The organism is Prevotella lacticifex, assembly GCF_019973375.1.
GTDB classification, from domain to species: domain Bacteria; phylum Bacteroidota; class Bacteroidia; order Bacteroidales; family Bacteroidaceae; genus Prevotella; species Prevotella lacticifex.
Window position 1 is genome coordinate 2,128,379 of record NZ_BPTV01000001.1, and the last position, 14,693, is coordinate 2,143,071.

Annotated in this window: 2 protein-coding genes; both read right to left on the reverse strand. The window is 50.8% G+C overall.

The genetic code is table 11. The annotated features are described in order from the left end of the window. Nucleotides 1-43 precede the first annotated feature (43 nt). Entirely contained in the window at nt 44-1,462 is a 1,419-nt protein-coding gene (locus LDN30_RS08410) for a transposase (RefSeq protein WP_223925700.1), read from the reverse strand. 157 nt (nt 1,463-1,619) lie between these two features. Beyond that, a complete protein-coding gene (locus LDN30_RS08415) occupies nt 1,620-14,642 on the reverse strand; it encodes a pyrophosphatase-like OB fold-containing protein (RefSeq protein WP_223929229.1) in 13,023 nt (4,340 codons plus the stop codon). Nucleotides 14,643-14,693 lie beyond the last annotated feature (51 nt).

Here is a 14,693-nt window from a genome sequence, read left to right on the forward strand (position 1 = left end):
TTTACAGCATTCCCATACATTAAAGAAACCTCCATTTGAGACACTATACACCAAGCATAGCCACTAACTCTTCTATATATTTAAGCATGGTTGCCGTACCCCATTTTCCGCCATCTTTGGTTCTCACCTTCTTGTATTTTGAAAGGTATCTGAATATAGCCTTGTAAGAATATTTCTTGTTTAGTCCCAGCTTGACAAACTCATTCTTAACCCTTGTCGTTATGACGACGGAAAGGAAATTTATCAGTTCAGTGGCATATACGCTGTAGTCGGAATGCACGTTTACCGTGTCACGGTCAACGATATTCTTGTATAGCCAGAACAGAGTCTCCACAGACCATCGCTGGGAATAGGCCAAATAGACGGTCAATGGGTCAAGGTCAGCTTTTGACTTGAAGACAATCAGGCCGAAAAGGCCTTTCTTCTCGGCATAGCTTTCTGCCTTGAAATTATCTTTCTTGTTGGCATTCTGCACATATCCGATCTCCTGTTCGGAAGCAGCTTTCGGGTCGCGGAAAGAGTAGAGGTACTTGCCATTTGACATTTTTTGCTTCTTGTAGAGAATCGTGCCGTCCTTATAGTCTTTCAATGGCATTGTCGGCTCATCCATCTTGTAATTCTTTATGAACGCCGAGTTCTGCTTCAATGGTATCAGGTATGCCAGTCCTTCCATCTTATCGACTTTCTCAAACAACTTGTTGTTGTAGAAGCCCTTGTCGAAGACCATCAGACCGTTCTTAATCTCATACTCCGCTACAAAGTCGTCTATCGCCGTCTGATCCAGCATGTTGCCTGCGTAAGGTTTTGCCGCGATGGGCTCACGCGTCAATGGGTTGAAGGCATACAGCAGGCTGATGTCCTTGGAGCCCTTCTTAGCCCCCTTGCGCGAGAACTCCGAGAGGCTCCCCGTCTTGGCATTGTAGTCCTTGAGCATGCCGTCAATGACCATGTTACCGCCGGTAAATGTATTCACTCTATTGCGCATGAACTCACAGATAAGGGAGTATGCCTTGCCTATCTCCATAAGGAATCCGGACACTGCCGTCTCAGACAAATGCACTCCCGGATACATCTCTGATGCAAATGAGCAGAGGTACTGTACCTGCAAGTCACGGTTCATGATGTCTCCATATGAAGCACGGAGCAAGGCTATGATATAGAGGCACTTCGCATCGTCGAGATTCCAAACCTTGGCGAGTTCTTGAAGAAGTCCACTGCCGTACTTGTCACAGAGAGCCACCTCTCCATAATCTTTTATATCCACTCGATTTTTCTTGCGCATATACGAGCCCTCGACAAACTTTCCGTTTACAATTTCTCCTACCGTTCCTATGTCTACGGGGACAGGCTTCCCGTTAATTCTTTTGCTCGTCCTTTTTATGACGACAAAACGACTGCCTCTCTGTCGGACTATCGTACTTTTGGGGCGGGCGACTGACAATATCTCTTCTGGAATAGCCATAAATATGTATAGTATCTATATAATTAAAAGAACTATACAAAGGTACAAATAAATGGCCATATCTGCAAGAAATTACCAATAATATTGGCAAAAATAATTATGCAGAGACTAAAACAAGGGGAAGTTTAAACGGGCTTTCTACGAAAGAAAGCCCTTGCTAAGCCAGAAACGGCAAAGCAAGGGCCAAATTGTATAGTGTCTCAAATGGAGGTTTCTTTAATACATATCGTTTTGCGTTGCCAAACGGCCCGTTTCGCAGTCCCAAACGGCCCGTTTCGCAGTCTGAGGCATTGCTGTAGTAGTCGTTGAGCTTGTCGGCAAGGGCGACAGCCGCATCATGGACAGCCCTGCGACCTTCATCTGTGTTCGGATTTTCACCATACACGTAGTACATCCTCTGTAGCTCGCGGAGTTCCGCTTTAGCTGCCTCAACGCCATCAGCGGTGATGAAAGTGTGGGCATCCTGGAATGGTCGCATCTTGTTAAGGAGGTCCACCCATCGTGTCACTTCTTGTTCTGCTGCTTCCTGAGCTATTGGACGCTCGATGATATTGATAAGTTTCCAACGGAGGTCCTTGGGGTCCATACCCATCTCTTTGGCGGTCTCGTCAATCTGCTTGCAAAGGTCGTGGATGAAGATAGCATCCTCAGCGCTGGCGCTCTCCAAGTTCTTTCTGCGCTCTATAACGGCAAGTTTGGCGTGATACTGTGCTCCTTCGGCACTGGTGTCCACACCGACGGCCTCACCTATCTCACGGTCTATGTCTTTCTCAACGGCCGTGTCGACTTCCATTTTGTCGTAGTGCTCGTCTTCATCGATAGCTTCGTCACTGCCGGTGTCTCCGGAGTACAGTTTTTCGTCGACTCTCTCCATCTCGTGAATGTCGTAGCGCATCTTCCATGCCTCATAAGCGGCATGGTACTCGTCCTGTGCCTTCTTCATGAACATAAAGACGTCGGGGATGCCTTTCCATTTGTCTAACTCATACTCGTAGTCGGCAACTCTGATAGCATAGTCCTGAGGGCTCTCGCCGTCACGGCGCTTTGGAAATGCACCGGGCTCTTTGTCACCGGGGGCAATGCCATTCTCTTTGCGCCATGCGTCGACAGCGGCATTATATTCTTCTTGCGCCTTCTTGTCGTAGTCGTCCTTCTCCGGAGCCGGATCATTGGCCTCACGGGCTCTCTCTTCGGCCTGACGCCACTGCTCCCAGTTCTGCAAGCGCTGTATGTACTGCGACATGGTTTCGTCCTTGCGCTTCCGTGGCTTGCCGCTACGGTACATAATCCTGCCTGGATCTGCCGCAGCGGCACGTGCCTCTTCACTCATCGCGTTCCATCGCTTCAAGGCCTCACCGGTCTTTAGCACATAGTATCTCAGGTCGTGGTCATTGAGCAGTCCCCTAACGCGGATGCCTAAGCGTTTAAGCGCTTGGATGATATAGTGTTTCACCTTGCGCCAAAGACTGAACTCGTCGGCAGTGGCAGGACCATCAGCAGCGATATCGGAGAATACTTCCTGAGCTGCTTTGGCAAATCTCTTCGGGTCTGTCCACTCGTAGCCCTCTTCCTCAGCACGTTCTACAATCCTACGCCTCAGCTCCTTGCTGGCACTATCGTAGATAAACTGCCCGAACTTATCAACTGCCTCATTACTGCCAAAAAGGGCTTTCAGTCCGAAGTGTCCCAACACTTCATGACAAACGGTTGCCTCTACGTCCTCTATGCCGTCGGCCTCATCCATATTCACATGTACACTGTTGTCCTCGCTATTGAAACTGCCCTTGATGCCGTCCTTGCCGTTATGTTCTACGTTGACCGGCACATCGCCAAGGACCTCTCCTAACTCTTCAGCAGCATCCTGCATATCCTCCAGCTCGCTCTCGCTGTACTCGTGCGTAGCATTCCCTTTTCGATATCGTTCTCCAGAACTACCTAAAACATTTTCGCCTTTATTGACATCACTCTCAGAATTATTGCTTAACTTTGCAATAGATAACTCCTGTATGGTGGGATATTCGTGGAAATTGTGTCCACGCAGAAGTGCCTGCTGTTCGGGAGTTATATTTTTGTCTACAGCTACAGGGATTTCATCATCAGCTATTCTTTCTGTTCCTTTTGCAAAAACCGTCTTGATACTGTTTACTTCAAGTATAGGCTTATCCTTTCCTTGATTCACTCGTTTCACGTCTATACCTACAGCAACATAATGTCCATTATGTAACATATTAACGTATAGGCGAAAGCGGTCTGAAGCTCCTTTATACTTGGTGACAAGGAATGGATGCTGAATAGCACCAGGAATCTCATGCCATTCTTCTCGCGTTAAGTCATGATCAGCATCTTTGCCTTGATGCGTCTTGATGTTCTTGAATGAGAGCGAGAAGTTATCACCCGAAATGCCTACCTTCTTCATCCAATCAGGAGTCTGCCCTATATCATAACGGTCGCGTAGGTGGCTTGACCTGTCAAAGTCAGGATCGGTATACATGGCATCGACAACATTATGGAAATCCGTTTCTGCGCTTCGTTCCGTAGGCTGCTGTATTGCAGCAGCGTCCACACTCAGACCGCGCTCGATGGCTTCACGTATCTGCTCAGTTTTCTTCACTCCCTTTTCCGGAGCGCCTATCTTGATACCGCGTTTCTCTAACTCTACTCTCACCTGTGGGGTAACAACATTCTCAGGAATGGTAACGTCATAGTCGCCGATATAGTCGATGATGCGTTCGGCGGTTTCTGCTGCACTGAGCACCTTTACGGGCTTGTCATACCGGCTAAGTATCACCTTCCTCGGCGCATGCCCTTGGGCTGTCAGCTGCTTGGTAACGCTTCCGCTGTGCCAGTCGGTTTCGCCTACGGGGTCTTTGGCATACTTAGCTCTGTAACCGCTTCTCAGCTCACTCACGGGAACTTCCACCTCTACGGTAACAATATTCGGCCTGATCCAAGCGCTCTTGAACTGGTCATTCAACGGGCTCCTCGATGTATGCCAATAGGGGTTATAGGCTACACCCTTAATGGGTGTGCCTTTCTTTCCAGTGGAATCTTTGCTGCCTTTGTCAAGCGTCACATAGCCTATTTCCTCACCAGCCTTATTCTTCTTCACATTCTCGATGATATCGGGGCGCTCATCAGCAATCTCCCATTGTCCCAACTCTCTTGGCTCAACGAGCTTGCCTTTAACGGCTGCCATCATAGGAGGATAAAGCTTGCCGTCTATAAGCTGCATGGCTCTGTACACCTTCACCGTCGGCTGGTCATCAAGCACCGCTGACTCATCAGGATCAGCAAGACGGTATCGAACGACTGCGTCTTTTTGACTGTCCTCTTCTTTGCTATAATCTCTATCCTCTCTATAGCCTCTATCAATATTATCCGACTTGAATCCTCTCAGCATGTCATACATCACTCTGCCTGCCACCTCCTCAGCACTTGTGAAGTGAACATGCAGCAAATCGCAGACATTCTTCCAGAACTTCGACAAGGCCTCTTTCAGCCGCATTAAGCCTTTCTTGGCTGCCGTCTTCAGATCGTCCTTGCCGTCCATGGACTCTTCCATGAACTCTTCCATGGCCTTGCGCGCCTGCTCGGCTCCGCGCTTGCCGGAGAACATGGCAAGGGCCTCATCAGCTATCTCATCTTCTGCCTTCAAGTCAGGATAGAGCTTCTTCACGTAGTCCCACGCCCAGGTGTCTTTCATCAACTTAATTACGTTTTCCCACTCCTTCGGGTTCACTTTCCGCAGCATCGCTGCCCACAGATGGGCGTACTCGTGGATAGGCGTGTCACTCGAAGCAATACGCGGATCCTCGTATATCTTCCCGCCTACAGTATATCCATAAGCCTCACCGTTCGGCGTACGGAAGAACTTCACCTTGCCCGTAATCTTCAAGTCCTTGTCGTTGAAGATAACGTAGCAGTCACCGTCCTTGCGGCCGTCGTAGTGGACACCCACTACACCTGCCGAGGAAAGGACCTCGCTGAATTTTCTATCAGCCTCTCCGCGGCTCATCTCAGGATGCCTGCCCTTCGCCAAGCGTATGAACTCTTCACGCATCGCCCAGCCCGGCAGCCGCCACGAGTAAAAAGAGTCCTTCACGCCGAAGTATTCGTCCATCGCCTTGTCTATTCTTTCCGAAATATCGCCACGCTTCAGGTCCTGAAGTGATTGCTTCTCTTCAATGTAATTATTGCCCGTGTCATCGGGTATCTCCACGGTATACAGCCATTTCGACCCGTCAAGATTGGCAAGCTCGTCTTTCCATTCCTTGATTTCCTTCTCCTTTTCCGCCTTGACCTCACCACGAAGGTAGGAAAGCTGCTCTTCGGCACGGCTGATGTTACTTTCGAGCTCCGAGCGTTTCAATCCCGTCGCCTTGTCAGACTTGACGGCATATTTTTCCCCCACACTTTCGCTCTTTGTTACATACGTCCCCCAGCCATGAGCCTGAACACCCTCGCCCATGTGGCTGTTGTCAAACGCATCAAAGTCTGCCCCGCTGCCATGATACACCCGCTGCTCCCTAACAATATCAGCAGCGTTCACCTCCTGACGCTCAGCAAGCCCTGTCGTGTCATTAAACTCACCACTGTACAATGCCTGCTTGATGCTACGCACAATAGCTGCCAAAGGCTTGCCTTCAGCACGGCGAAGCTTAAGCGCATTGTAGTAGAATTCTGTAACATGAGTATTGCCATCATTGGTAAGTTTAGCGTTACTGTTGGCAGTAATCACAATACTGATACCATCAGTTTCATTATGGTTGTCAAAGGTGGAAACCTTAGCATTGTGATTGGACAGGCGGATAGTCACCACTCTGCCATTCTTTGTTTCAAAGTTTGCATACTCACTATTACTCCCATGTTTCTGTGCCCCAAGTGCCCTCGAGAGGTCTCCTATGAAGGTATTAGGCTTGTTTCCTTTGTTAAATTCATATTCATTTACAAGATTATCCAAATCTTTTAATACCTTTGCACCAAGAGTACTTGAAACGACAGTTTGATGATCCGTTCCGTTAAGGCTCGGGGAGGCGGTTTCAAGTGCTCTTTTTTTGCTCTTGCTCAACAGAGCATCATTCGCCATATCCAGCACACGCTGTCCTTCCTCCACATCTTCAATCACCTCAATGCCCGTCTCTCTGACGGCATCATTCAGTGCGTCTCTCAGCGCAATCTCACGTTTAGTCAGTCTGCCTACACGTGAGGGTGCACGATGAAAACCCCAGATGTCCTCCGCTTCTTTCTCCTTTTCCTCTCTCACTCTCTTCGCCAACTCCGCGTTGGCCCTGTGTGCCTTCACATCGTTGAGCAGCTTGTCTCTCTTCTCTCCCTTGGCAATCTTAGCCAACCGCTCGTTTGTATCTGCCTGGGCAAGTTCTTTCCTTTCGAGTGTCAGCAACTCGTCTGGCTCACGCTTCCTTAGCTCGGCAGCTTTCATCGTTGCATACTTCGCTATGTACTGACGAGTCTCAATCTCATTCATCACGCTGTTTATGTCTGTCAGCGGCTGTGTGGTCCCATTTTTCTCACCTTTCTCTTGCTTGGTATTGTTTTTTTTGCTATCTTTGCCATTGAAAGCAGTGTCTTGCGGAGTAGCTGTGTCATTCCGCTTGCCATCCAAGGTTTCAGCAGTGTCCATACTATTGTTGTTGGCACTGCTTTCTTTTTTCTCAAAAGCTGTCAACAACCACGGAGTATGTTCTTTACCTAACCAATCACGGCTTACGACAGCGAAGTGGGTTCCTGACTCCAACTTAACGCGGTTATCAGAACTCCGTACCACATGCATTCCGTCTAATATTTCTTGAAGATTGCCAAGTACCTCCGGATGCTTGTGGGCTATCTTCTGTAAACCGGCTTTTGCGTTACCCCATACAATTGAAATAGCACCTATTTCTTTATGATGCAACGCTCCTAAAGCCTCTCCGTCTTTTTGTGACATAAGAAACTTTATCGCCTCATTGGGCTTGTCCTTGAACTGGTCATAGATAGGTCCAAAATTTCCACTGCCAATAGGCTTGATGTCTGGGACGCTCGGCTCTGTACGCTGCTGCTTGGCAGCGGTCTCCATGCTCTTGTAATCAGCAAACGGCTTGGTCTTGCGCTTACTGCTCTCAACCCATTTCTTAAAGTCCTCACGGCTCACCTCGGTAACGGTTCCGACTTTCCAACCATCTTCATACTGTCCCTTATAGGCGGCAATAGCGGCTTCCATACTCGGGAAACCATACATCACCTTATGTTCGTCAAAGCTGCCGTCATTCTGGTTTACTTGGTCAACGACATACACGTTGCCCTTAGTCGGATCGTCGCTGAGGTACACGTCGATATGGTCTCCGTCAACGCCCTCAGTGCCCTTGATATAGCCGTAGTCATAGTGCATAGGCACACTCCAAGCCTTACCCGATGCGTCCTTGCCGCTCCGGGTACTACCTTTAGGGTTTTCAATGGTGATGTCATAACCATCAACCTTAATATGCCCCTTCTTGTAGTTCCCGGCCTCTTTCTGACCCTCGGTAGGCTCAGTGTTCACCGACTGACGTTCTGACTCTACCTTCTCCGGACTATCAGTGGTACCTATGCTACCAGTTCCGCTCGGTTCCGTAGGACGCTGCTCTGCAGCGGCGCTATTATCACTATTTCTCTCCCCCTCAGCAACTTTTTCCGATTTCTTGCCAATGCTTCCAGATGTTTTTTCTACCTTTGCATCAGAATAAGCGTTATTCCCTTGCGTAGGAAGGAGGTCCGGCACACCATTACGGTGTTCAGCTAAGTGCCCGTCAGAGCTGTTGGGGATTAACGCTTTTCTTATATAGATAACGTTATTCTCCAATATTCTGCGAGAAACAGCACTCGGGTTCATGTAATGGCTGCTTATAGAAACTTCCATGCCGTCCTTTTTAACTGTCACCGAGGCATAGAACTTTATCTTCTCACCGTTACGATTGAATGTCTTAACGAATATATAGCTGCTCGCTCTCTCTGAATTGCCGTCTTTAGCTTCGCTCGGTTCTTCGATAATGACATCAGGATCGTTTAGGGTAGGGCCAACCATGCCAAATTCTTTCGTCCTTCCTTTAATAAAGAACTTCATAATCTGACCTTCACCCATCTTAACACGGCCCAAAGGGGTGTTAGTGGAATTGTTCTCGTCAAAAACGGCCGACCATGTTTCCGGAGTAAGCTCTAACTCTGTAGAGGTCTCCGCGTTGTCCTCCATGTTTTTAAGGAGGCTTGTAACCTGGTCTTTGTTTAAACGGACTCCTTGTGCTCCTTCCGGTACCAGTATGCCTCTGTCAGCTGAGCTATTGCCAGCCGCTGCAGCCGTTGTTCCTCGGTCATCGCTCTGTTGTGCATGATCTTCCAACGGAGCATGGGACTTATCAGGTTCTTCTCCTCGCAAAGGTGCTTGGCCTTCACTGCCTCGCGTTTGAACTCCTCCGGGCTCAGACTGCTTATCCAGCGTCCGGCCTCGGCCAACTGCTCCTGTACCGTCTGTTTCTTCTGTTCCATCGTTTATAGTTTTTGTGCGTCGCTGCTCGGCAGCGGCTTGTTCCTGTTTCTCTTTCTCGGCAAGGTATTCGTTCCATGCCTCTTCTTGCTCGTGCGCCTCATCTTCGGCCATGGCTATCTCGTCAGCATAAAGACCGTTGAGGAAGTCCTTCACTGTATCAAATAACGGAGCAAGCTCGGCATGTATTGTGTCGAGATAGTCTTTATATGTATCTTCATCTATCTGACGCTTGAGCTCTTCCTCCTCGGCCTGCAGTCTGTACCACTCCTCTTGCTCTTCCTGGGCCTGTTCGTAGCTCTCGAGCTCGTCGATGCGGTTCTGAATGGTCTTGTACTTGATACTGCGTGCACTCTCACCGCTGCCTAACAGTTCCAGTACCATGTTTCGCATGTCCTGAGTGTCGTACTGCTCCATATTCGACGGACGGCCTTCCCACAGCCCATGGGCGACCTCATCAACACTCTCGCCCTGTCCTTTAGGGGCAAGATAGGCATTGATGGCGTTGCTGTCGTAGTTGCGGCCGATGCCGCGTTTCAGGCCAAGTTCTTCTTTCAGGCCGCGTTTGCGGGCAATGCCCGTGCCGCTGCCTTCCCAGTTGAACTGCCCGTAGCCGATGTTCTGCGATACGTATTCTTCTAAGGTTTCGGGCTCCAGATCGTCGAGGCGGCCGACCATATCACTGTCGGCATAGGCTTCCCTGGCCCTCCTGAGAAGGTCCTGAGGATCTCTTGCCCCCTGCAAGATATGCGCACGCTTCTCCCTCGGCGACAATTTATCGACTTCTTCTTTGTTTCGGTCCTTATATGTGAGAGGCAAACGCTGCTGGGCTGCCTTGATCTGCTTTGCCTGTTCGATGGCACGCTTTTCTTGCTGCTGTGCCTCGACCAAACGGCTGCTAAGGTCTGACAGCTCATCATCGTCGAGTTCTCGCAGCCCGTCACCGTATTCCCGCAGCTGATTCTGGATATCGGCAATAGCAGTTCCGGCACCATCACGATAATCTTTCATAATGGTGTCGCGTTGCTGCTGCAGGGCTGCGTCGGCCTCCGCCTGGGTCTTATATTTTCCCAACAGGCTCTTGCTGTCAATACCTTCTACCTTGACTTGCTCTTCCTCACTCTGTCCCGTGCGGCGCAATACATTGCGCCGTTCCTCCTCAGCGGCCTTTCTCGCTTTGTCGATGGCACCCATGCGCTCCATCTTCATCTGCTGCTTCTCTTTCGGAGTCATGTAGGCGTTCCTCACCTCGGCAATCTTCCGCTGTCTGCGCTGATCCTCGGCAAGTTGCTGTGTGTACTGCTCTATACGCTGCTTATAGAGGTCGTAGTTCTCGCTGCCTTCATCAGCGACTGACAGCAGGTCTTGCATGTGATCAATCTCGCGTTTACTCTGTCGCTCGTTGAAGTGCGTGGTCTTCAGCCTCTGATCCATGTCTTTAAGCGTGGCTTTGCTGTCGGTGCCGTTCTTCTTGTCTTGCTCGTGAAGATATTCAGCAGCTACCTCTGGCTTGGTGCCCTTGCCACCGATATCTGGCGACGACGTACCATAGTCGTCGATGCCGTTTTTGAACCTCTCCTCCTGTGCCTGCATCTCACGGAAATTGTCGGCTTCGGCGAGGTTGCGCTCTACACTGGCTTTCCTCGCTGCCGCACGTGTCTGACTCAGCTCATCAGGGCTCATCTGTATCTTACTGCCGTCGTCAAGAGCTAACACCACAGTACCATCGTCGAGGGTTCCATCGCAAACAGCATTCACATCCTCACCGCCGATGTTAATGGTCGTCCTCTGTCCTGACAACATCTTGCGGCCGTTGGCCATATCCATAAAGTGTTTCTCGACGGCCGCGGCATAGTTGTTTGTGTCGTTGTCGAGGATAGCCTGTGAGCTCTGTACTTCACCTACACCGGTGATGCTGCTTACAGGTATCTGCTGCCTCTTGCCCCATTCATCCGTTGCAATAACACCGCCATACTCGTTCGTCAGGTCGCCGCTGATATAGTACAGCTTACTGCCGTCCGCGAGCGTGAGCATGGTGATATTGCCGTTGTGGTCGCTGATGCGGTCGAGCTCTTCCTTGCGCTGCGTCTGGTACTGCTGCGTCTTCGCCACTATTGTATCGTCGATGCCTTCCATGGCACCGGCACTCTCTACGTAGTTCATGGCAGCATCCTTCTGCTCTTGGCTGAGTCTGCTGTCGTATTTATCGAGCAGTGTTTGTATGGCATCATCGTCGCCATCATCGACGGCCTTAACAAGCCCGTCGCGGAAGTCGCTCAATTCGCCATCAGGGAAAGCGTTGTCCAGCCGCTGGTTGGCATAGTCGCTCTCATACTGCAACTGGTCCAGCAAGGTCTCATCGTCCATCACCGCTGATCCGCGTTCTCTGCCCTGTGCCCTTATCTGCTGAACCTTGCTCGGCTGACCTTCACCTTGCTGCAGTTGGTCAGTAGGCGGCTGATCTCCGTCTGTAGGTGGCTCCGTTCCGTTCGGCGCAGTAGACTGCGCCGCCTCGCCTTCTGCCTCCCCGGGCAGTCCCTTCGGCTCTGGCATCTCTACGTCTTTGCCCTCCTCGACGTTTGTTGAGTAATCAAACAGTCTGCGCTGGTACTCCTTAACAGCGGCATCCTCGTTGCGGGTGCGCCATACATCTCCGCCGACATGTACAATCTCCTCGCCGGTCTCGGCGCTGATCTTCTTCGCTTCTTTCTCAGTATGACCTTCTCTCGCGGCTTTCAGCCCATCAGTGCCAAGCCCGTAGTCCTCCTCTACGTCGTTGGCTATGCGTGGAACGGTACCATTCATCTTATACTGTGTTCCCTGTACAGTGTTGAGAAGGCTGACGAGCTTGCGGTCTTCATCGCTTAGCGGCTCACCGCTTGCCATGGCCTGTAGTGCCTTATCGAGCTGTGGTTTGTGCTGATAGAGGTATATAAGCGTTCGTTGGCCGGTATTGAGACTTCCGCCGTTGTTGTACACTTGTGCGGCTGCATCGTAGGCCTCCTTCATCACACTGTCAGCATCCTTTGCATATACATTCTGTTGCAGTGCTTGTGTCAGGTTCTCGTCCTGCTCATGGCCAATCTTCTCTTGTGCCTCTTTGGCGGCTTTCTCGTTGCGGTACTCTCTGTCGCTGACGACACCACCATTCTTGTTGTACGTAACGAGTCTTGTCTTGCCATCGTCGTCCGTACTGACCTCTGATGCTACGATAGGCGACAACTGCCTGCTCGTGTCACCAGTAACGACTATATAGTACTTCCTCTTCAGCTCCTCCGGTAGCCTTGGATCTGCGAGAAGTTTCAGCATGCCCTCGTTGATCTTCGTCTCCTGCTGCACTTTCTCGCTATTTCCCGGCTCTCTCTTCGCAACGGCTCTGTCTTTCGTTCCGTTCGGCGCAGTAGACTGCGCCGCCCTATTCCTCAATCTGTCGCTAACGAGTCCGTCTACGGTGTCTATAAGGTCTCCGTAGCCTGCATCGCGCATCCGTGCCTCATCTTCCTCGCTGATACCTGTCGACCGCTCGTATTCCTTCCACTGCCGATAGTTTCTAACGGGGTGTCTGTTGAGCATCTTCGGAGCATAGTTCAAACCGTCAAGCATTGCAAAGTTTACCACGTTGCGTGCGAACTGCTGTGCAATGCTTCCCTCAGGCTGCTGTCCGCTTATCGCTCCTTCCATCTGTCCCATTGCCGTAGCTGCTGCGGCGTTCGTGTTGAGCTTAGCTGCGTATCCCACGGCCTCGCTCGTAAGGTCTCCAAAGTACTTGCTCGCGGCCTTACTTGCCATATCACCGGCTAACGCACCAGTACCGAACAACGCACCGCTGGCTGCGTCACTCACCGCTGCGCCACCGGCACTTTTGACGACAGCTCCTGCTGAATGTGCCAAGGCATTGGCCTGTGCTATCTCCTGCCTCTCCTGCTCTGGACTGATCTTCTCGCCACCGGCTCTACGCTCCTGTATCTCTGCTTTCTTCGCTCCTCCTGCCGGAGTAAGTATCTGTTGTACACCACCGCTGATGGCTCCGGCCGAACCGAGCGTAGCGGCACCGCTGAGTGAGTGTATAAACGCTTTCTCTGCGGCCGTCTTGGTCCTCGCGTTGGCAATGCGGACAGCAATGTTCTTCGCCTCTGACTCCATGATGCCTTTGGCTGTGAGGTCAGCAGTGATACCGGCAATGGCACGTTTCCTTACCGCTTTGGTAATGGCGTTACCAGCCTTGCCGCCAAGCCAGTATTCCCAGGCATCACCAAGGAACTTCGTCGCCTCATGGCCACCTTCGGCCAGCAAGCCGGTGAAGCCGTTGAGGTTTCTCACATATTTGTCGTTTGCCAACTTATCAAGATATCGATCATATTGCGTCTTTATCAGCGTCTTGAACACTTCACCCAAATCACTGTCGGCAAAGCCCTGCAGCACATAGCCCCATTTGCTCTGCGGCACTCGTCGATCAACGAGATACTTCATCATGTTCCTGTACAGCAGCTTGCCGATAGCCTCACGGTCGATATCATCACCACCGTTTCCACCACCGTTTCCACCACCGCTGTTAGCGTATAGTTTGTTTAGTACGTCGTCTACGGCTTTCTTCGGGTCTGCGGCATAGTTACGTGCACGTAAGGCGTTGCCTCCGGCTCCTACCTGCATGGCATGACCTTCCCTGCCGCCGAGAACCATATTCTCAGAGGTCTCCTGACCATACTGCTTGGTGAAAGCGGCTGCACCTTCCTTGTCGAGTTTATCCAAATCACTATGGAACAGCTTCAACAGTGCGTCATACGCATCCCGCTCGTCGGCGTTCATCCACCGTTCGTCGTAGCTCTTGCCTTCGCTGCCGGTCAAATCGTTCATATCCCAACTGAGTCCGGGGGCTGTCAGCGTAAGACCTTTGAATTTCTCTTTCAGTGCGTTCTGGATTGCCGGCATGTAGTAGTTCTGTATGAAACGGCGATAATACAGATACGGGTTCTTGTCGTTCTCATCACCCTGCATTCTCAGGAAGTTCGACACTTTATTGATGTCGTAGACGTTGTTCTTATTGAAGTATGCCTCTCGGAGGTTCTCTTGTATCTCATCGGGAGTACCGCCATCAACTTTATTAACAAGGTTGTGCGCCATTTCTGCCGCCTTGCGCTTATAGAACTCGCCCTGCACCTGCTGTGCCTGATTGAAGATCTCCCAGTTCTTTTGCTGTGCGAAGTTCGGATCCGAGTTATATTTTTCTGTCTCAGCCGGACTCGCCTTCTGTAGCCAGTCGGCGATAAGCTGCTCCTGGTATCTTGCCACAGGGGCATAGATGGTGCCACCTTGCTGCGGCATCTTATCCATTTCGCCAAGCGCTTGGTTGTAGTAACGGCCGTAGTCAGCAATATTGCGGTTCTGCTCTTTCATCAGTCGCTGATATTTGATCGCAAGCTCATCAATCTTCTCTGGTTCATCAGTTGTTTTGCGCGCCTCCGGCCCTGCAACCTTACCGCCACCAAAAGCAGTCTCCAACAGTCCGGGCCCTTCGTCTCCTTGCTTATCTTGCCCCTTATTTGTCGCTGCCGCAACCATCGCCGTTCCGTTCGTCGCAGTAGACTGCGCCGTCTTTGGAGTCGTCTGCTGCGCTACAGGTGCTGCTTTCGCAGCCGTATTCTGCTTCACGGCTTCATCATACCCCATTGCCTTGTCAAAGTCCGCCTCTGTTCCGAGGTCGTATTCGTCTTTGATAGT